The 17,253-nt window shown below is 62.7% G+C and carries 26 protein-coding genes; 24 read left to right on the top strand and 2 right to left on the bottom strand.

Annotated features, from left to right (window positions below; translation table 11 throughout):
- Positions 1-110 precede the first annotated feature (110 nt).
- A complete protein-coding gene (locus tag C2U31_RS30785) occupies positions 111-275 on the top strand; it encodes a hypothetical protein (protein WP_199771001.1) in 165 nt (54 codons plus the stop codon).
- Positions 276-279: 4 nt separating this feature from the next.
- Here C2U31_RS30785 and C2U31_RS31230 read toward each other — a convergent pair whose 3' ends face one another.
- Positions 280-498, bottom strand: a complete 219-nt coding sequence (locus tag C2U31_RS31230) for a helix-turn-helix transcriptional regulator (protein ID WP_158658369.1) — start codon at positions 496-498, stop codon at positions 280-282.
- A 71-nt stretch (positions 499-569) separates the two neighbouring features.
- Here C2U31_RS31230 and C2U31_RS13875 point away from each other — a divergent pair, with 71 nt between their 5' ends.
- From C2U31_RS13875 to C2U31_RS13790, 20 genes are all read left to right on the top strand, one after another.
- Positions 570-1,250 (top strand): S24 family peptidase, encoded by a 681-nt coding sequence (locus C2U31_RS13875; protein WP_199771000.1) that lies wholly within the window; start codon positions 570-572, stop codon positions 1,248-1,250.
- The gene (locus C2U31_RS30540; RefSeq protein ID WP_158658368.1) at positions 1,240-2,286 is read left to right on the top strand and encodes a lysozyme inhibitor LprI family protein; all 1,047 of its coding nucleotides are present in this window, start codon (positions 1,240-1,242) and stop codon (positions 2,284-2,286) included. The genes C2U31_RS13875 and C2U31_RS30540 overlap by 11 nt, the downstream gene beginning before the upstream one ends.
- A 596-nt stretch (positions 2,287-2,882) precedes the next feature.
- Positions 2,883-3,452, top strand: a complete 570-nt coding sequence (locus C2U31_RS30535) for a DUF1566 domain-containing protein (protein ID WP_158658367.1) — start codon at positions 2,883-2,885, stop codon at positions 3,450-3,452.
- Between the two features lie 42 nt (positions 3,453-3,494).
- The gene (locus C2U31_RS13865) at positions 3,495-3,908 is read left to right on the top strand and encodes a DUF1566 domain-containing protein (RefSeq protein WP_103273288.1); all 414 of its coding nucleotides are present in this window, start codon (positions 3,495-3,497) and stop codon (positions 3,906-3,908) included.
- Between the two features lie 28 nt (positions 3,909-3,936).
- Complete coding sequence (locus C2U31_RS13860) at positions 3,937-4,323, top strand: four helix bundle protein (protein WP_103273287.1); 387 nt, start codon at positions 3,937-3,939, stop codon at positions 4,321-4,323.
- A gap of 259 nt (positions 4,324-4,582) precedes the next feature.
- On the top strand, positions 4,583-5,677 hold the full coding sequence (locus C2U31_RS13855) for an RNA-directed DNA polymerase (RefSeq protein WP_103273286.1): 1,095 nt from the start codon (positions 4,583-4,585) through the stop codon (positions 5,675-5,677).
- A 361-nt stretch (positions 5,678-6,038) separates the two neighbouring features.
- On the top strand, positions 6,039-6,215 hold the full coding sequence (locus tag C2U31_RS30530) for a hypothetical protein (RefSeq protein WP_158658366.1): 177 nt from the start codon (positions 6,039-6,041) through the stop codon (positions 6,213-6,215).
- Positions 6,212-6,571 carry a hypothetical protein gene (locus C2U31_RS13850; RefSeq protein WP_103273285.1) on the top strand — a complete coding sequence of 120 codons (360 nt, stop codon included), beginning with the start codon at positions 6,212-6,214 and terminating at the stop codon, positions 6,569-6,571. Before C2U31_RS30530 ends, C2U31_RS13850 begins: the two co-directional genes overlap by 4 nt.
- A 51-nt stretch (positions 6,572-6,622) precedes the next feature.
- Positions 6,623-7,453 carry a hypothetical protein gene (locus tag C2U31_RS13845; RefSeq protein ID WP_103273284.1) on the top strand — a complete coding sequence of 277 codons (831 nt, stop codon included), beginning with the start codon at positions 6,623-6,625 and terminating at the stop codon, positions 7,451-7,453.
- Positions 7,450-7,704, top strand: coding sequence for a hypothetical protein (locus C2U31_RS13840; protein WP_103273283.1), 255 nt, complete (start codon positions 7,450-7,452; stop codon positions 7,702-7,704). Before C2U31_RS13845 ends, C2U31_RS13840 begins: the two co-directional genes overlap by 4 nt.
- Complete coding sequence (locus C2U31_RS30780; RefSeq protein WP_199770999.1) at positions 7,701-8,285, top strand: hypothetical protein; 585 nt, start codon at positions 7,701-7,703, stop codon at positions 8,283-8,285. Before C2U31_RS13840 ends, C2U31_RS30780 begins: the two co-directional genes overlap by 4 nt.
- A gap of 29 nt (positions 8,286-8,314) precedes the next feature.
- Positions 8,315-8,563: a hypothetical protein gene (locus C2U31_RS13830; protein WP_158658365.1), complete on the top strand. Its 249-nt coding sequence runs from the start codon at positions 8,315-8,317 to the stop codon at positions 8,561-8,563.
- The gene (locus tag C2U31_RS30775; RefSeq protein ID WP_199770998.1) at positions 8,560-8,898 is read left to right on the top strand and encodes a hypothetical protein; all 339 of its coding nucleotides are present in this window, start codon (positions 8,560-8,562) and stop codon (positions 8,896-8,898) included. The genes C2U31_RS13830 and C2U31_RS30775 overlap by 4 nt, the downstream gene beginning before the upstream one ends.
- A 2-nt stretch (positions 8,899-8,900) precedes the next feature.
- Positions 8,901-9,134 carry a hypothetical protein gene (locus C2U31_RS13820; RefSeq protein WP_103276367.1) on the top strand — a complete coding sequence of 78 codons (234 nt, stop codon included), beginning with the start codon at positions 8,901-8,903 and terminating at the stop codon, positions 9,132-9,134.
- A gap of 1 nt (position 9,135) precedes the next feature.
- Positions 9,136-9,822: a hypothetical protein gene (locus C2U31_RS13815; protein ID WP_103273281.1), complete on the top strand. Its 687-nt coding sequence runs from the start codon at positions 9,136-9,138 to the stop codon at positions 9,820-9,822.
- Entirely contained in the window at positions 9,812-10,093 is a 282-nt protein-coding gene (locus tag C2U31_RS13810) for a hypothetical protein (protein ID WP_103273280.1), read from the top strand. The genes C2U31_RS13815 and C2U31_RS13810 overlap by 11 nt, the downstream gene beginning before the upstream one ends.
- Positions 10,090-10,344 carry a hypothetical protein gene (locus C2U31_RS13805; protein ID WP_103273279.1) on the top strand — a complete coding sequence of 85 codons (255 nt, stop codon included), beginning with the start codon at positions 10,090-10,092 and terminating at the stop codon, positions 10,342-10,344. The genes C2U31_RS13810 and C2U31_RS13805 overlap by 4 nt, the downstream gene beginning before the upstream one ends.
- Positions 10,337-10,567 carry a Lar family restriction alleviation protein gene (locus C2U31_RS13800; RefSeq protein ID WP_103273278.1) on the top strand — a complete coding sequence of 77 codons (231 nt, stop codon included), beginning with the start codon at positions 10,337-10,339 and terminating at the stop codon, positions 10,565-10,567. Before C2U31_RS13805 ends, C2U31_RS13800 begins: the two co-directional genes overlap by 8 nt.
- Before the next feature lie 305 nt (positions 10,568-10,872).
- Complete coding sequence (gene xisR, locus C2U31_RS13795) at positions 10,873-11,070, top strand: excisionase family protein (RefSeq protein ID WP_049072320.1); 198 nt, start codon at positions 10,873-10,875, stop codon at positions 11,068-11,070.
- Complete coding sequence (locus tag C2U31_RS13790; RefSeq protein ID WP_103273276.1) at positions 11,028-12,290, top strand: site-specific integrase; 1,263 nt, start codon at positions 11,028-11,030, stop codon at positions 12,288-12,290. Before xisR ends, C2U31_RS13790 begins: the two co-directional genes overlap by 43 nt.
- Positions 12,291-12,529: 239 nt before the next feature.
- Here the strand turns inward: C2U31_RS13790 and C2U31_RS13785 are convergent, their stop codons facing one another.
- On the bottom strand, positions 12,530-13,423 hold the full coding sequence (locus tag C2U31_RS13785; protein WP_103273275.1) for a cation diffusion facilitator family transporter: 894 nt from the start codon (positions 13,421-13,423) through the stop codon (positions 12,530-12,532).
- Between the two features lie 413 nt (positions 13,424-13,836).
- On the opposite strand from C2U31_RS13785, the gene wecB reads away from it, so the two are divergent.
- From wecB to C2U31_RS13775, 3 genes are read left to right on the top strand one after another with little or no spacing between them, the layout of a single operon-like run.
- Positions 13,837-14,997, top strand: coding sequence for a non-hydrolyzing UDP-N-acetylglucosamine 2-epimerase (wecB, locus tag C2U31_RS13780; RefSeq protein WP_103273274.1), 1,161 nt, complete (start codon positions 13,837-13,839; stop codon positions 14,995-14,997).
- Between the two features lie 36 nt (positions 14,998-15,033).
- A complete protein-coding gene (locus C2U31_RS31125; RefSeq protein WP_255414622.1) occupies positions 15,034-15,168 on the top strand; it encodes a hypothetical protein in 135 nt (44 codons plus the stop codon).
- 45 nt (positions 15,169-15,213) lie between these two features.
- Positions 15,214-17,247 carry a cellulose biosynthesis cyclic di-GMP-binding regulatory protein BcsB gene (locus C2U31_RS13775; protein ID WP_233772763.1) on the top strand — a complete coding sequence of 678 codons (2,034 nt, stop codon included), beginning with the start codon at positions 15,214-15,216 and terminating at the stop codon, positions 17,245-17,247.
- The last annotated feature ends 6 nt before the right edge of the window (positions 17,248-17,253 follow it).

The raw sequence follows: 17,253 nt of genomic DNA, 5'->3' as shown, positions 1-17,253 counted from the left end.
CTCGCTGCATTTTTGAGTACGCCTAATAGGGAAATTTCATGGAATAACAGCGTCGGTAACAGAGTCAGCATGTGGAAAATTCGCTCTGTTCCAACACAACGAAATGCGACATGACCGACACCGAAAAGCTGCTGCAGAACGCCAGAGACATCGCCAAGCGCACGTTCCCGGACCCGTCCGAGTCCGCGGTCATGGACTTGTTCCATGAGCTGTGTGCCGAACGCGACAGGTCCAGCCATGCCGAAGGCGCCCAAGACAACGTCACGCTGCACTGAACGATCAAACATCGGCGGGACCTAATTCGCCCAAGGGCTGGCTTTGTTCAACCTCACGCAGAAGAGCGTCAAGGCGCTGCACGATTTCGAACGACGTCCTCTTCCCTCGCTTTCCAGTATGTAGATGAGAAACGGTCGATTGAGATACTCCCGCACGGCGCTGGATTTCTGCCTGCGTAAGTCCATGGGTCAAGAGGCGGTTGATGAGGTTCTTCGAGTCCATGTCCCATTTTATTGCATATGTACTCATCTAACAAGTACCAATCTACTTGCTCAAGCAAATACGATTGCAATATGGAAAACCTATCTAGCCGCGTGCTCGCACGCCGTGCCGAACTTGGACTATCGCAAGCCGACCTGGCCAAGGCTGCGGGCATATCTCAATCGACAATCGCTCAGATCGAGCGCGGTCGAAACCGAGGGTCCAAGTACATCTTGGCGCTAGCCGACGCGCTCAACACAACGGCTCGATGGTTGTTGGAGGGGGCTGATTCAGCAGCGCAGCCAAAATCGCCGCCGACCGAACGTGCGCGGCGACGCCCAGATGTGGAAATTCCCCAGTTCGAAACGGGCGGCGCGATGGGGAAAGGGCTAGAACTTCACGACCAACCGGGCATCATTCAAGCTTGGCATGTCAGTTCAGAATGGCTCCACAAGAACATTCCGACTTATTCTCAAAAGGAAAATTTGTGCATAGTCACAGGTTTTGGTGACTCAATGCGCCCCCTGTTCAATCCTGGCGATCCACTGGTTGTCGACCGCGGAGTGCGTTCCGTGGACTATGACGGGGTCTACTTCTTTCGAGTGGGCAATCAGGGCTTTATCAAGCGCCTGCAAACAATTCCGATAGAAGATGGGTTTGTACTCAGAGCCAAATCTGAAAACGCCAAATACGACTCTTGGGACATCACTGAAAAAATGGACTTCGAAGTGTTTGGCCGCGTGCTAAAGGTCTGGTGTAGCCATGATTTCTAGCCTCATCAATTGTGTCCCCAAGCTGCCAACGCTTCTCCTTCTTGGCGCTATCTTGCCCTTAAGCTCGCTTCATGCTGCCAGCTTCGATTGCGCCAAGGTGGACTCCGTCCCCGAGTATTTGATTTGCAATACACCCGAGCTATCTCGCAAGGATGACGAATTAAAAATCCTGTTCGACAAGGCCAAAGCTGCAAGTCAGGACCAATCTGCATTTCGACAGCAAGCCCGTGAGCAATGGAATTACCGGCAAAAAAACTGCCGAGACATCACCTGCTTGAATCAGTGGTTCGAAGAACAGAAGTCTCGCTACGAAGGCATCTTGACGAGCCAGACTCGTGGGGCATCGACCTCGGGAACGCGCGGAAACTCGACCATGCCCCTAGGCCGCAGCCCAGCGCCCGGATCGATCGGACACACTATGCTGCGCAACGTCCAGGATATGCAAGCCCAATGCAGCGATAACAAGTTGTCTCATGCGGAGAAGAGTTGGTGCTATTCCGCTTTATCCGCCTACGCAGAGGCTGCGGCCTATTGGAACTTTGTCCACAATCCGCCCGACGGAACCAAGCCGTCGCCAGATGCCTATCAGCAGCGAGTTACAGCTACAAAGACTCTATGCCGGCAACAAAACAGCGGGGGAAACTGGGCCGACGTGAACATTCCTGCCTGCGAAGTTTCCGCTGCTCTTGATCTCATGGGGGCAAATGCAGAGCGGGTAGCATCGACACAGAACAGCGCTTTCAGGCCCCCCACCCCCGAACAAACCCAACCCGCGCCAAAGCAGAACGCACCCGCTTCGACGCCTTTAGGCACGCCAGTCGAGCCGGACAGCAGGGCTAGGGACTTGGTTGCGTTGAGCCTCGACGTAGTTGACAGTGCCATCCAACTGATAAAGGCTAACGGCTACAGGTGTGACACGATAAGCGCAGCACGAGCGATGTCGCTAACGCGCGGGTTGATTGTCGTGTGCAACAGGTACGCCTATAAATACGAACTCAAGGATCGCGGTGGCAATTGGGTCGTGACCGTTGACTGACCGCTCCTCCCGATCCAAAGCTCAGTAGCCCGCCTCGCGCGGGCTTTTTTTGGTGTGCCCGGCAGGGCGCACTCACTAGGAGGTGCAAGTCCGCTACTCGCCCGGCAAGGGGAAGGGTTAGCCGATGCCGGCTTCCGCGTAAAAGCGCCTCAGTTCTCAAGAAGGAACTCACTTGTCTAAAATAGGTACATATGTACTTGACCAAAGCAAGTACATATGCAATTATTCATCTCAGCCGAGCATTTACCCGCCGGCCACGCTCTTTAACAACCAATCGCCGATGTAGCTCGCCCCGCCTGTGGGGCGTTCCCCGGCTCAATCGCAACTGCGGGCATGGCCGCAGCTCTGCGCGGTGTCCCTGCCGTATCCAGCCCGCCATAGCGCGGTCCACGGTCAACAGGGTGAGGCGTAGACGGCCAAGAGCAGAAACGGTCACGCCGACTGGAATGCCGGCAAGAAATCCGATTCCGCCAAAAGCGGGTTTCGGCCAGCGCTGCGAGTCAGCGCTTACCGAAGCAAACCGCTGCCTGGGTCTTTGCTCAAACCGGCAAATCAGTACGCCGCCTCTCGCGGCGCCCCCCCCTCAAAGGAAAACCATGAACAACATGATCCCGCTGGATCCGGGCGGTTTGCGCCTGGAAATTCCCGCCTCAACCCTGCTCGGGGCTCTGAGCAGCTATCTTTCATCGCGGCCCGCTTCGCCCGTCCACCAGGTAAAGATCGGCCAGTACCTTCCGGGTCAGGGCGGGATTTATGCCGGTGACATCCTCGGCGACGATGGTGTGGTGTACGGCCTCGTCGTTGCCAACGAAGACCTGGACGGCACCTACGTCTGGGGTCCAGAGGATGGCGAGCGCACCGCCAGCGCTTGGGATGGCCTGGTCAACACCAACGATCTGCTGCGTCATGACAAGGCCCACGCAGCGGCGCGGGCCGCCAGGGAGTTCAGCGCTGACGGGCATGCCGACTTCTACCTGCCCGCCAAGCGAGAGCTGCAGATCATTGCCGCCAACCTGCCGCACCTGTTCCAGCCGAGGCCGTACTGGACCTCGACGCCCTACGGCTCCTACTACGCCTGGGCGGTGTTTTTCGAGTTCGGCCGCGTCAGCTACTGGAGCCGCGGCTACGAGTTCCGAGTTCGTCCCGTCCGCAGATTCACCTATTGATCCATTTACCCCTTAAGCGGGCGAAGCCCGCAGGAGACTTGCATGACTGCTATCGCAACGACCGCGCCCGTCATCGGGCACGAATGGCCCGAACAGGGCGGCGTCTACATCGGCTCCCGCCTCATCGACGGCGCCACGCATCACGTGATCATCCCGGGCGGCAAGGAATTCGACCTGGTTGACGTGAAATTCAAGGATCTGGCCTCGGCCGTGACCGAACGCGGTGAAGTGAACGGCCATGCCGATTGGCGCGCGCCCGACCAGAAAGACATGATGCTGGCCTACATCAATACGCCGGATCTGTTTAACAAGGACGACTGGTACTGGACGAACAAGCCCTGCGGCTCCTACGGCGCCTGGGCGGTGGATTTCGAGTACGGCGGCGTCTACTACTGGTCCCGCGGCTACGAGTTCCGAGTTCGTCCCGTCCGCAGCATCATCGCTTCATCCCTTTAACCCTTTGCGGGCGTAGCCCGCCGATGCCATGGCCCTGCACACTGACACCAAGATTTTCAAGGTTACCTATGACCTGAGCCTGTTGGTCACAAAGTTTGTGGCCAATATGCCCAGGAACTACAAGGCCGACTTTGGGGCTGACCTGCGCAAGCAGTGCTTCGAACTGGTGGCGCTGGTGTATCGGGCCAACTCGGCGTCCGACAGGCCGCCCGTGATCCGGATTCTTCGGGAGCGGGTGGTTGCGGTAGATCTGTCTCTGCGCTTGGCGACGGACCTACGATTGATCTCTCGCGGGCAGTATGGCGAGGCAATCGCGCTGACCGATAGCATCGGACGCCAGGCTACAGGATGGCTGAAACACTCCGAGAATGCGCTTGCTGCTCCGTCGTCACGGCGGCAGGGCCAATGCGCTTGATGATCTGGTCACGCCGCTGGCTCACAAGGCCACCGATATGCGCACTAGAGGAAACCAACGGCCTAGGCCGCCCAGGTCCCGCGCAGTTTCTCCGCTGATCCGGCAAGCCTTCGGCGGGGCGACGTGGATAGCGTGATGTCTCGCCCTACGGCTCCTACAACGCCTGGGCGGTGAATTTCGAGAACGGCAACGTCAACAACTGGAACCGCAACAACGAGTTCCGAGTTCGTCCCGTCCGCAAATCATGCTCGGAGTTTCTATGGATTCTTGCCATTCGTTCGCGGAGCTGGTGCAGGCATATTTTGACTGTCGCCGGCTCAAAAGAAATACGGCCAGTGCCCTGCGCTTTGAAATGAATCTGGAGCGCAACCTGGCCCAGTTGGACGACGAACTCCGGAGCGGTACATATCGCCCCGGGCGTTCGATTTGCTTTGTGATAACTCACCCCAAGCCGCGCGAAGTCTGGGCGGCTGATTTCCGGGATCGGGTGGTTCACCATCTTCTCTACAACAAGATCGCCCCGCGCTTCCTGGCGGGATTCATCGCTGACTCCTGCGCTTGTATTCAGGGGCGCGGCACGCTGTACGCCGCCCAGCGCTTGGAATCCAAGGTGCGCAGCGCCACACAGAACTGGTCCCGGCCGGCCATGTGCCTCAAGGCCGACCTGTCCAACTTCTTCGTTAGCATCGACAAGCGAAGCCTTTGGCTTAGGGTGGGCGGCAAGATCCCTGAGCACTGGTGGCGCCGGCTGACTGCACAGATCCTGTTCCATGACCCTCGGCCGGATGTCGAGGTGCGCGGCGACCCGGCCACGCTGGCACTTGTGCCAAAGCATAAGCGCCTGCGCGACGCGCCGGACCATTGCGGCCTGCCGATAGGCAACCTGTCTTCCCAGTTCTTTGCCAACATTCTGCTGGACGGGCTGGACAAGTACGTGAAGCACCGCCTGAGGGGCAAACACTACGTACGTTATGTGGATGATTTCGTGCTGCTGCATCCGTCCGCGCAGTGGCTCAGCCAAGCATTGGCTTCGGTCAATTCGTACCTGCCGAGACTGGGTTTGGAACTCAATCCTCGTAAAACCATCATCCAGCCCATCGACCGCGGCGTCGACTTCGCAGGCTACGTCATCAAGCCCTGGCGCCGGGAAGTGCGCCGCCGCTCCGTCTGCACCGCCTTGCGCCGCATCGAAGAGCTTCCGAAAGAAAAGGTCTTCGAGACGGGCAACAGCTACCTCGGTCTGCTCCGTCATGCTGACGCTAGACATGACCGCTCCCTAGTTGCTAATGCTTTGCGCAAACGCGGGCTGTCCGTCAGCGCAGACTTGACCCGGGCATTTCGGCCCGCCTTTTAACCCTCAATTTCCATAGCCATGATCAAGTTCCTCGAAGCCCTGCTCGATATCCTCGCGCCCATCCTGAACGTGCTGGACCGCAACGGAAAGCTGTAATCCCCCGCCATGCCCCGCGCGTCGGGGCGGCTTCGGAAAGCGGGTCACGCCGCCACGTCACCGGCTCCGAAAGTGACTTTCGAAGTTGCTGCACCCCGGCCCGCTCCCCGAAGCCCATCACCGCGCGCTCCGCGCAAATTCCCATGACCTCTCTACATGCCCTCGCCTGGGGCGCCGGCCTGCTCGCGTTCGCGCGGTTGGTGCTGGCTCCCCTGGGCGATTACATCGCACGCCGCCACGCTGCGGCCGACACATGGAGTCCCCAATGATCCGCCGATTTGTTCGCACCCACGGCGAAGCGCTGATGAATGCTGCGTTCTGCGCTGTCGCCATCGTCTTCATCGCTCTCGGCTACGGCGAGCGCCAGCAGGCCGACGAATCAACCCTGACCGCGCAGGATGGCGGCCACAAGACGGCGTATGCCGAAAGGAGCATGCCATGAGCGCATTTTGCGTTTTCGGCATGACCGAGCCTCTTGCCAAGAAAGCCGCAGAGAAGGCGTGGAAGAAGCACCTCAACCAGATGACGCCCGAAGTTCGGGCCTGCGTCCGGCCGTCCGACTTGGTGGACTGGATGGCCACCAAAACGGACTACTACCTGGCCACTTCCAAACTGGTCCAGTTGTCCGGAACGTTCGATGCCCCGCAGTTCGCCAACGACTACATCAGGCTGGCCCGCCAAAGCGAGCGCACGTCTCGCCTGCGCGTGATGGTTCGGGGCGAAACCGTGGACAAGAACGGCGCCCCCCGTATCAGCAAGGCCACCAAGAAACCCATCCTCGGCTGGATCGAATACTGATCTGACCCAATCCCGAAATTCGACTTTTCAACCTATCAACGGAAAACAGGCATGGCTAAGAACAGCATCGACGTATACGGCGCCAGCGGCAAATCTAATGTGCTGATGTTCGCCCCCGAGGATCTGCATCTGGTCACGGAACACGACCACCCACTCTACGACGAACGCGTACACCTCCCGCTTGACGAAGCGATGGTGCTGAACATCATGGCGCTGGGCGTCCTGCAATCGATCCTGGTGTGGAAGGATCCCGAATCCGGCAAGACCCTGGTCATTGCCGGCCGGCAACGCGTCAAGCACACCCTGGAAGCAAACAAGCGCTTGGCGGCCGAAGGCAAGCCGACCTTGCTGGTTCCGGCCGTGCCTCGCCGTGGTCGCACCGCCCACCAGGTCGCCGCCGGCATGATCAGCGAAAACGAAATCCGGCAAGCAGACACGCCGCTGGGCAGGGCCAACAAGATGGCGGCCGCGCTGAATCGGGGATGCTCGGAAAGCGAACTGGCGATGCTGTTCGGTTGCTCCACGGTCACGATACGCGACACGCTGGCGATTCTGGACTGCACGGCCGCAGTCAAGAATGCCCTTGAGTCCGGCAACATCACGCTGACGCACGTCAAGACCCTGGTGAAGCTCCAGCCGGACGAGCAGCGCGCGAAGGTGGCCGAGCTGATCGCCGCCGGCAACGGTGCCAAGCCCCACGAACGCAGCCGCAGGCAGGCCGCCGTGCTGGGCGACCGCCCCCGCGTCAAATCGAAGAAGCAGATCCAGGCCGCGCTTGCTGAAGCCCAGGGTGAGTATGCCGCTGCGCTGCGCTGGGTGCTGGGTGAAGAGGACACCGAGCCTGAACCCGCCCCCGAGGCGCATCAGGACGCCGAAGAATGATCCTCACCGGCCTCACCTTCCACACGCTGGACCGCGCGATCTTGGACCGGATCCGCGCCGGCCATCGCTTCGGCCATGAAATCAACGGCGGCGCGGCCGGTGAAGAAGCCCTGGCGCTCCAGCGCGAACACAACATCGCCGCAATTCACATCGTTGACCGCCGCATCCAGTCGCTGCGCAGGGCCGGCAAGGTCACGTTCAGCCGCAAAGCCGGCTGGTCCCTCACCCAATCTCAAGGGCTTGAGCAATGACGACATACCACCATCCAACCATCGGCGCACAGCAGCTACAAGAGCGCGCCGATAAGGTTGTGATTGCAAACGCCACGGGCAACCCGGATCTGTTCTCGGAAGCGGTCAAAGACCTGCTCGCGGCAGTCCGCATGTTTCGCCCCGCTCCCGATGCGCTGGACGACTTTGCGAGCGCCGGCGACAACACACTGCATGGCGCAATTGACCACTGGCAAGCAAGGGCGATCAAAGCCGAGGCGGCCCTTGCTGTTCGCGATGCGCAGACACCAGCAGCGCGCGACGTGCTGGCCGAACGCCAGCGGCAGATCAGCGCAGAAGGCTGGGCGCCCGATCACGATGACGCGCATACATTGGGCGAGATAGCGGGCGCCGCTGGCTGCTACGCGATTCATGCCTCCGAAATACAGAACGGTGCGCTGCGCTATCCAGCCAACCCCTACGCGTTTTGGCCGTGGGATCGGGATTGGTGGAAGCCGACAACGCCGCGCCGTGATCTAGTGAAGGCCGGCGCCCTGATCCTGGCCGAGATTGAACGCCTGGACCGCGCTGCCATTGCCGCCCAGCGGCAGGGGGATGCGTGATGCGCCACAACCTCATCCCAGGACACAACGTGGACCGCATCGACGTGGCTGCCGGCCTGCGCGAATTGTCCGCCGCAGGCTTCGCCGACCCCTACACGACTGAAGTAATCGAGCACGCGCTCATGCGCTGGATGCGCGGCGAGGAAGAGCAAGCCGAGCGCGGCGCTACCGACCGTAGTTTCTACGGGATCGACATAACGAGCTGGCGCCGCGTGCTTGCGGCCGCCCGCGCCGCTGCCGAACATGCCGCCCAGCAGGGCGAGGGGAGCGCAGCATGAGCCGCTTCAGACAGCAGCCCCATGTCGAAACGCGCGCCACCATCGAACTGTCCGAAGTGGAAATGCGTGCCCTGTATGCCTTGATTTGCTACGGCATCGATCCGTTCCTGGAGGTGTTCTACAAGTACATGGGCAAGCACTACATGAAGCCCCACGAGGCCGGCATGCGCTCTTTGTTCAAGACCATCGGCAGCGACATTCCGGCAGTCCTGCGGCGCGCTGACGTGGCACGCCAGGCGTTCGCGCTGCATGATCCAGTCATCCGGTCCAAGGAAGACCACGAAGCGCTGCTGGACCGCGTGCGCAAGCAGGCAACACAGGGCGCGGGGAGGTGATCGTGGGATACATCAACCCTCTCTTGCGCCTGCCGGCCGGTCAAGCGCTCCAGCAATTGCCGAAGGCTGACCGCGAACGCATCGAAGCCGTGATGCGCGATCTCCGCGACCAGGCGAACACGGAAGCTGAAACCGCCTGGCGTCGCCGCAAGGCACCAATGGCGGCTTACTGGCGGGCGGTCAGCACCTACGCCCGCCACGTTGCACACGCGCTGGCACATCCCAAGGATCAATGACATGACCAACCAGAACGACGCCGCCCAGGCGGCAACGCACGAAGCCATACGCCGCGCCCTGGAACTCTACGCGGATTGCTATGACACGGTGACCCGGATTGCGCAGCGCGAAGGCCGAGAACCCGTCGTCTCGCCCGTGTCCGTAGCCTTCGATATCCGCAAAAACATGGTCAATGCCGTGATCAGGGCGCTGTCCAGGCTGCGCGCCCCTGTAGCCCAGCCCGATGAGCGGGCGGCGTTTGAGGAAGCCTATCTCAAGATCACGATGGGTAAACGCGGTGGCCTTGGGCGCGACGCTGACGGACAGTATGGACACCTCATGACTCGCGCGCTGTGGCGGGGCTGGAAGGCCCGCGCCGCCCTGGCAAGCGCCCCTGTGGCCCAGCAGGCCGGACCTTGCGCCTCATGCAGCGGCACCGGCTTGGACGGCGACGTTGGCCACGATGGCAGCACCATTGACGTGGAATGCGCAGGATGCCGTGGCACGGGCACGCAGCCGTCCGCGAGTGCTGCGCCCCAGGCCAGCGCCGATGCCGCACGAGCGATCCACTGGCCCGACTGCTGGGACACGACCGCATACCCGACCGTCGAAAGCGCGCTGTCCGAGGTCTATGCAACCTTCCGCTGCACGAATCAGGTTACCTGCGCCGCGCTGGACGCGAACAAGGAGGACAACGATGAAGCCTGATCTTCAGCGGCTCGACGCCGCAGCCAAAGCGCTCAAGCACCTGCGCGCCGCCCAGGTGGACTACGAACGCAAGAGCGACCGCGCGCGCGACAATTCGTCGTGGGCCCGCGTCGCTAGGCTGAGCACCGACATGTGCGAGCCCAAGGACGCGGCTGCATATGCCCAGCGCGCGCAGCATCTGAGCGGATTCCACGACGTTGCGTATCAGCCGGCTGTGCCGGCAACTATTCAGGATTCCTTAATAGTTGGCGCACACAAGGAGCAGTCATGACCAAACCGCAAGTACAGCTCAGTCGCGGCGAGCACATCGTGGCCGTCGTGCCCGAGTACGCCGCCGGCCCTGGCTGGGCCAACTCACCCCTATGGGTCTACATCGACAATCAGGGCAAGCTGCGCACCGAGTGCATCCAGCCGCAGCAACAGTCGCTGGAGCAGCGGCTCTTGTTCGCACTGGGCGCGCAGATTTCGCGGCAGCTTATCGCGTCCGTCGAAGTGCGGCGCAAGGAGCAGGGAAATGGCTGATCTGAAACCGTGCCCGTTTTGCGGTTCTCGGGCCCGCGCCAAAGTAGAAAAGGTCGAATCAAACCCGGACGTTGGTGCGGGCTGGGGGATCGACACCGCGCATTACGTCGAATGCTCGATGTGCGAGGCTCAGAGCGCGACTTTCTATAGCGAGATGCTACGAGATCCGGCCGCATACGCAGCCCGGGCCTGGAACAGCCGCTACGACAAGAAGGAGAAATAGATGGCACACGCAGCCCAACACCAAGCGGCGGCAGCGGTTCAAGATGGATGGATCTGCACGAGCGAGGCACTTCCCCCCGAAGGCGAAAGGATCCTCGCGGTGACCCACCGCGGCATCGTCGAAGTGGCCCGGCGAGAAGGGGATCGATGGTTCACCCGTGGCGCGAACCACTGCCGAGGGATTCTTCTAGGAGTCGCCTATTGGATGCCCTTGAGACCACTACCCGAAGAAATTCGGCTGCGCCTTGTAGATAGGCCGGATTCTATTCAATGCCGCGATGCTGCAATGACGAAGGAGCAACAACCATGAAATGGGTCAAGCTCGCCAAGTACTGTGAGCTGTCCGGAGATACGCCGGATGCCATATATGCTAAAAACCGCCGAAGGATATGGACCGACGGCGTGCACTACAAGAAGGCGGCCGATGGCTGCATCTGGATCAACACCGAGGAAGTCGACAAATGGGTCGAGCAGGATCAGAGCCAAAGCCGCCGCGCGGCGTGACAATTCGGGAGCTGAAGGACGGCCCACGCCTGCAGATCGCATTCAGCTACCGCGGCGAGCAGTGCCGCGAGCTGTTGCCGGCGGCCAAGGTCACGAAGTCCTATCTGGAATATGCTGCTGGCCTGCGTGCCGAGATCCGCCGCAAGATCGCCGATGGCGTTTTCAGCTATCGCTCCTATTTCCCAGAATCCCCGGCAGCCGCCAGGCTTGAACCGAGCCCGGCCGCAATTCCTGGTGCGAAGCTTCTGCTGGGCGCGCTGCTCGACGCGCAGTTGGCCCTGTACGAGAAACAGGGCGCCAACGGCAGCATCTCCGCGTCCACCCTACTGGGCTACGCCAAGGCCATCAAACACTACCTGCGCCCGCGCTGGGGAGAAACGCCCGTCAACGAACTGGCGCCGGCCGACCTGCGCGCCTGGATCGCCGGCATGGGCGTCACGGGAAAGACGGTGCGAAACCGCCTGACGCCGTTGCGGTCGGTGCTGGACGACGCGGTGAACGACGAGCTGCTGGACAGCAACCCGCTGGACCGAATCGCCCTGGGCAAGCTGATCAAGCAGACGGCCACCAAGAGCAACTACGAGGTCGACCCGTTCGACATGGACGAGGTCGCCGCGCTGTGCAAGGCGGCGCGGGCCGACGAGCTGCCCCTGATCCAGTTCTGGTTCGAGGCGGGATTGCGCCCGGGCGAAATTCAGGCGGTGGAATGGTCGAGTGTGGACTGGGTGCATGGGCGCGTTCGCATCGACGACAACATCGTCACGGGCATGGTCGAAGGAAAGCCCGCCCAGGTACGCAAGGCGCCGAAGACCCAGGCGGGCATCCGCGATGTGGATCTGTCGCCGCTGGCGCTGGCGGCGCTCCAGGCCCAGAAGGCATTCACGTTCCTGGCCGGCAGCCGGATCTGGCACGACCCGCGCAAGAGCGAGCCGTGGGCGTCGGACGCGCAGATCCGCAAATCCCTCTGGCAACCGCTGTGCAAGCGGGCCGGCGTGCGGTATCGCAACCCGTACCAGATGCGGCACACCTACGCCAGCACGCGACTGACGGCTGGCGCGAATCCCTGGTACATTGCGGACCAGCTCGGCCACACCGACGTGGAGATGGTCTTCAAGATCTACGGCAAGTTCATCCCGAAGAACTTCCAGCGCGCCGGCGCATTCACACCGGTTTCACACGCAGGTCTGGCAGCCGAGAAAACCGGCACCGTAAGCGGCTGATTTTTGGGACATATTCCCCCCAAGAAAATAGGACCGCCGGCAGTTCAATTCCCCCCGGCTCCACCAAATTAGCAAGCATCACGCTGTAACGGCGAAGGGCGGACGGGCAACCGATCCGCCCTTTTCCTTTTTCGTCCGCCGCGCGCAGCCATCCTGTGAACCTGCCGCCCACTCAGCAACAGCCACGGCGACGACAATAAACCGTGACAGCGCCTAGGCGGCGACAACGCGTCACCCGCTCAGTGCCCCGCTTCGTGGACGCTGCGGTCGTCGCGCTCCATCTGCAGCGTGGTGTGGTGCAGATCGTAGCGTTCATGCAGGCGCGCCTCGATGGCGCGCCTGACGCTTTCCCCGTCCGCGCCGCCGGCAAGCACCACGTGCGCCGTCAGCATGGGCTGGCTTTGCGTAATGGCCCACAGATGCAGGTCGTGGACCGTCGCCACGCCTTCCACGCCCGCGATTTCGTCGCGCACCGCGTCCAGGCTCATGCCCGCCGGCACGCCCTCCAGCAGCAGGTTGACGCATTCGCGCAGCAGCACCCAAGTGCGTGGGAAGACCATGAAACCGATCGCCACGGCAAGCGCCGAGTCCACCCAGCGCCAGCCCGTGAGCCAGATGATGATGGCGCCGACGATCACAGCCACCGAACCCAGCATGTCGGCCCACACTTCCAGGTAGGCGCCTTTCACGTTGAGGCTGTCGTCCTTCGCGCTGGCGAGGAGCCGCATCGAGACCAGGTTGATGATCAGACCACCGATAGCCACCACCATCATGCCCAGGGACTGGATGTCCTGCGGCGCGGACAGGCGGCGATAGGCTTCGTAGAGGATGTAGAACGCCACGCCCAGCAGCACCAGCGCGTTCACGGCCGCCGCCAGAATCTCGAAGCGCGCGTAGCCGTAGGTGCGCAGCAAATCGGCGGCCTTGCGTCCGGCTCGGATCGCGATCAGCGCCAGCAGCAGCGCGATCGCGTCGGTCATCATGTGCATGGCGTCGGAGATCAGCGCCAGGCTGCCTGTCACCAGGCCGCCGATGATCTCCGCCACCATGTAGGTGCCGGTGAGTCCGAAAGCCAGCCACAGCCGGGATTCCGGCAAGGCGCGCACTTCGGCGTGTTGGTGGCTGTCGCTCATGTTCGTCCTTGGCACCGTGGGCAGATGCGACACATGAAAAAGCCTGAAGTCACTTTAGTGTCAAGCGCTGAGCGTCAATCTGTCTGGGCGTGAGACCGAACGATCGGCATTCTGACGCATCCATACTCAAAATTCATACTCTGCAAAATTTGGAAATGGCATGGATCAGCAAAATCGCACGAAAATCCCGTGATTCAATCTACAAGAATCGAAAATTACGGGTAACTGAAAGCAATTTGAAACCAATGCGACCCTATTTTCATTCAAAATAGCGAATTAACGCCTATACAAACAATTCAAGGTGGGGGCTCGCTTTCAAATGCACAAAATTAATAATACGTCACGTATTACGAATATTTTCATTACATAATATAGGCTAGGAAATACACCAGGCGAGGGAAATACCCATGCTTATGAAAGTACTTTCCATATTCGGCACCCGTCCCGAGGCCATCAAGATGGCGCCCCTGGTCGCCGCCCTGCGCGACGAGTCCGCGATCCAAAGCGTGGTCTGCGTCACGGGTCAGCATCGCCAGATGCTGGACCAGGTGCTGGCGCTATTCGACCTGCATGCCCAGCACGACCTGGACATCATGGTGCCCAACCAGACGCTCAACGGCTTGTACGCCCGGCTCATCAGCCGCGTGGACGAGGTGCTCGAACGCGAACAGCCGGACTGCGTCTTGGTGCATGGAGACACCAGCACCGCGTCGGCCTGCGCGCTCGCGGCCTTCCACCGGCGCGTGCGCATCGGCCACGTCGAGGCGGGGCTGCGCACCGGCAACCTGGCCATGCCGTTTCCCGAAGAGATGAACCGCCGCGTGGTCGACGCCGTGGGCGACTGGCTGTTCGCGCCCACCGCCGAATCGCGCGCGAACCTGCTGCGCGAGCACCTGCCCGGCCGTATCACGGTCACCGGCAACACGGTGATCGACGCGCTGGCCATGACCTGCGCCAAGCTCGCGCCGGGCGGCGCGCTGGCCGCAACGCTGGCGCAGCGCTACCAGTGGCTGGATCCGACGCGCCGGCTGCTGCTGGTCACCGGCCATCGTCGCGAGAGCTTCGGCGACGGCTTCAAGAACATCTGTGCCGCGCTGGCCGAATTGGCCAGGCGCGATGACCTGCAGATCGTCTATCCCGTGCACCTGAACCCGCAGGTCCGCTCCGTGGTCATGACCGACCTGGGCAACCTGGAACGCGTCCACCTGATCGATCCGCTGGACTACCTGGATTTCGTCTGGTTCATGCAGCAGTCGCACCTGATCCTCACCGACTCCGGCGGCGTTCAGGAAGAAGCGCCCTATCTCGGCAAGCCGGTGCTGGTGATGCGCGACGTCACCGAGCGGCCCGAGGCCGTGCAGGCCGGCACCGTGGCCCTAGTCGGCACCGATACGCAACGCATCGTCACGGAAGTGAACCGCCTGCTGGACGATCCGGCGCTGCACGCGTCCTTCTCCCGCCGCATCAATCCCTACGGAGACGGCCACGCCAGCCGGCGCATCGTCGATGCGCTTTGCGGCCGCCCGGTATCCGAATTCGACCCTTACGGCCCGGCCGCCAGCCAGCCGGCCTGAGCCTCCACGCCTCGCCCTCTTCGGCCAGGAGCCCCCATGCATAGAAACACGTTCCCTCCCATCGCCTCCCACCTGCGCCGCGCCTTGGTCGCGGCGGGCCTTGCACTGCCCATGGCCGCCGTGGCAAGCCCCGCGGGCGACGCCTTGCGGCGCCTGCAGAGCGATGACTAGATCACGCGCGATACCTCACTGGCGGACCTGGGCATCAGCGAGCCCGTGGTGCTGAGCAACAGCGATGCGCACCAGGACTTCTACCTGCCCGTGCCGCGCGGCGTTCCCATCGCCGACGCCACGCTCAACTTCGATGCGCGCTACACCAAGGATGAACCGGGCCGCACCAACCTGGTCCTGTGGGCCGACGGCGTGCCGCTGGCGGCGCAGAACATCGCCGACGGCAACGGCCCCGTCCTGCGCAACCTGCCACTGGAACAGCGCCTGCGCAGCACCGGCTTCCTGCGGCTGGGCGTGGACTGGCAGTCGGAGATCGCGCTGCGCCGCTGTGAAAGCAACCGCGCCACCGCCAACGCGCTGACGATTTCTCCGCAGACGCGCCTGAGCTACCGCTACGACGCCTCGGCGATCGGCAACCTGGACGATGCCTGGAGCACGCTGCCCGGCAAGCCGGTGCTGCTGGTGTCCGACACCAAGCTCGACCAGCAAGCCTACGACAGCGCCTGGCGCATGGGCGTGGCGATGCAACGCGCCGGCAAGCGCGTCGACGTCAAGGCCTTCCCCGCCGTCGGCGACGAGATCGACACGCGCGCCCTGCAGGTTCCCGCGGGCCTCGCGCAGGCGCCCGTGTTCGCCGCCGTGGCGGGCAAAGAGCGGCACAAGCTGGCCTCGGCCGCGGAGATCGGCGCGCTGCTGGTGCTGGGCGCGCCAGCCGTCACCGGCGACGTCGTGATCGCCAGCCCGGCGCTGCGCGCCAAGCTCAATGCGGCGCTCGATGCGCTGCAGACCGAACTGGCCTCGGACCCGGACGCCGCCGACGCGTTCAAGTCCTGGCGCCAGGCACGCGCGCCGCTGGCCGGCGCAGACATGGCCGCCAAGGAAGTCCGTCTCGCGCCGATGGGCCGTCTGTCCGTGATCGCGGTGGCGCCCGACGCCGGCGCGCAGGCGGCGGGCGTGTTCAATGCGGCGTGGCGCCGCATCCTGGTGTCGCGCCAGGTACAGGTGCAGACCGCCACGCCGCCCCAGTCCTTCCAGGGCGATGGCGTGCGCCTGAGCGCGCTGGGCGGCGCGCCCGACAGCTTCGACGTGGTCTCGCGCGGCGACTGGAACGTCAACTTCCCGCTGGCCTCCGTGTCCTCCGACGGCCGCATGCCGGACGAACTGATCATCGACCTGGCCGCCGCGCCCGGCGCCTCGTCCACCCGGCCGGTGGCCTCGGTATTCTGGAACGGGATATTGCTGGGCGCCAAGCAGCTCGACGCCGACGGCCGTCCGGAACGCCTGACGGCGCGCGTGCCCGGCTACGCGCTGGGCGTAAACAACGCCGTGCGCGTCAGCGTGCAGCGCCAGCCCGTCTCGGTGGACTGCAACGAAATCCCGCAGGGCTATCCCGTCAGCGTGCTGCCGACCAGCCATGTCAAGCCGGGCCAGCCCCAGCCCGACGGCACGTTCACCGGCCTGCTGCCCCTGCTGGCGGGCAATCCGCAGGTCCTGGTTCCCGACAGCTACCTGGCCAATGCACCCACCAGCCTCAAGCAACTGATCGGCATCGCGACAGCCAGTGGCGTGTCCGCCACGCGCGCCGAACTCGCCGTGTCGCCGGCCGGCCAGGCAGCCAAGCCCGCGCGTACCTTCCTGGCGCTGGAAGTGCCCCTGGATGGCGCCAAGCCCAAGGTCCAGGTCAGCGACCAGAAACAGCTGCTGGTGGCGAGCAGGTCCACCACCTGGCTGGACATTTCCGGACTGAGCGGCTTGAGCACGGCCGAAGTGGTCAGCTCGGGCGGACAGGACGGCGTGCTGTGGCATGCGCTGGGCCCGCAGAGCGGCAAGCTCGATACGCCCTTCGTGCTTAACCGCGGCGACATCGCCGTGATCGCCGCCAACGGTCCGGTGGCCTGGATCGACAGCACCAACCCGGATGCCAGCAAGCCGCCCGGCGCCGGGGAAAGCGCCTTCTTCGAATGGCGCCGCTATATCTCGTGGAGCGTGCCGGCGTTGAGCTTCGGCCTGCTGGTGCTGGTGCTGGTGCTGATCCTGGCGCTGCGCGTCACCCGCCGCAAGAACAAGGGCAACGGTTAAGGCCGG

Source organism: Achromobacter sp. AONIH1 (genome assembly GCF_002902905.1).
GTDB lineage: Bacteria > Pseudomonadota > Gammaproteobacteria > Burkholderiales > Burkholderiaceae_B > Achromobacter.
The sequence above is the reverse complement of the archived record's forward strand: the minus strand, read 5'-3'. Positions and strand labels throughout refer to the sequence as shown.

Bases quoted from the DNA above. Each gene is read 5' to 3' on its own strand.
- xisR (WP_049072320.1), top strand. From the start codon at position 10,873: ATGAAATGGGTCAAGCTCGCCAAGTACTGTGAGCTGTCCGGAGATACG.
- C2U31_RS13845 (WP_103273284.1), top strand. From the start codon at position 6,623: ATGGCTAAGAACAGCATCGACGTATACGGCGCCAGCGGCAAATCTAAT.
- C2U31_RS13805 (WP_103273279.1), top strand. From the start codon at position 10,090: ATGACCAAACCGCAAGTACAGCTCAGTCGCGGCGAGCACATCGTGGCC.
- C2U31_RS30785 (WP_199771001.1), top strand. From the start codon at position 111: ATGACCGACACCGAAAAGCTGCTGCAGAACGCCAGAGACATCGCCAAG.
- C2U31_RS13785 (WP_103273275.1), bottom strand. From the start codon at position 13,423: ATGAGCGACAGCCACCAACACGCCGAAGTGCGCGCCTTGCCGGAATCC.
- C2U31_RS31125 (WP_255414622.1), top strand. From the start codon at position 15,034: ATGCATAGAAACACGTTCCCTCCCATCGCCTCCCACCTGCGCCGCGCC.
- C2U31_RS30780 (WP_199770999.1), top strand. From the start codon at position 7,701: ATGACGACATACCACCATCCAACCATCGGCGCACAGCAGCTACAAGAG.
- C2U31_RS31230 (WP_158658369.1), bottom strand. From the start codon at position 498: ATGGACTCGAAGAACCTCATCAACCGCCTCTTGACCCATGGACTTACG.
- C2U31_RS13865 (WP_103273288.1), top strand. From the start codon at position 3,495: ATGACTGCTATCGCAACGACCGCGCCCGTCATCGGGCACGAATGGCCC.
- C2U31_RS13800 (WP_103273278.1), top strand. From the start codon at position 10,337: ATGGCTGATCTGAAACCGTGCCCGTTTTGCGGTTCTCGGGCCCGCGCC.
- C2U31_RS30535 (WP_158658367.1), top strand. From the start codon at position 2,883: ATGAACAACATGATCCCGCTGGATCCGGGCGGTTTGCGCCTGGAAATT.
- C2U31_RS13850 (WP_103273285.1), top strand. From the start codon at position 6,212: ATGAGCGCATTTTGCGTTTTCGGCATGACCGAGCCTCTTGCCAAGAAA.
- C2U31_RS13790 (WP_103273276.1), top strand. From the start codon at position 11,028: ATGGGTCGAGCAGGATCAGAGCCAAAGCCGCCGCGCGGCGTGACAATT.
- C2U31_RS30540 (WP_158658368.1), top strand. From the start codon at position 1,240: ATGATTTCTAGCCTCATCAATTGTGTCCCCAAGCTGCCAACGCTTCTC.
- C2U31_RS13840 (WP_103273283.1), top strand. From the start codon at position 7,450: ATGATCCTCACCGGCCTCACCTTCCACACGCTGGACCGCGCGATCTTG.
- C2U31_RS13875 (WP_199771000.1), top strand. From the start codon at position 570: ATGGAAAACCTATCTAGCCGCGTGCTCGCACGCCGTGCCGAACTTGGA.
- C2U31_RS13855 (WP_103273286.1), top strand. From the start codon at position 4,583: ATGGATTCTTGCCATTCGTTCGCGGAGCTGGTGCAGGCATATTTTGAC.
- C2U31_RS13860 (WP_103273287.1), top strand. From the start codon at position 3,937: ATGGCCCTGCACACTGACACCAAGATTTTCAAGGTTACCTATGACCTG.
- C2U31_RS30775 (WP_199770998.1), top strand. From the start codon at position 8,560: ATGAGCCGCTTCAGACAGCAGCCCCATGTCGAAACGCGCGCCACCATC.
- C2U31_RS30530 (WP_158658366.1), top strand. From the start codon at position 6,039: ATGATCCGCCGATTTGTTCGCACCCACGGCGAAGCGCTGATGAATGCT.
- C2U31_RS13810 (WP_103273280.1), top strand. From the start codon at position 9,812: ATGAAGCCTGATCTTCAGCGGCTCGACGCCGCAGCCAAAGCGCTCAAG.
- C2U31_RS13815 (WP_103273281.1), top strand. From the start codon at position 9,136: ATGACCAACCAGAACGACGCCGCCCAGGCGGCAACGCACGAAGCCATA.
- wecB (WP_103273274.1), top strand. From the start codon at position 13,837: ATGAAAGTACTTTCCATATTCGGCACCCGTCCCGAGGCCATCAAGATG.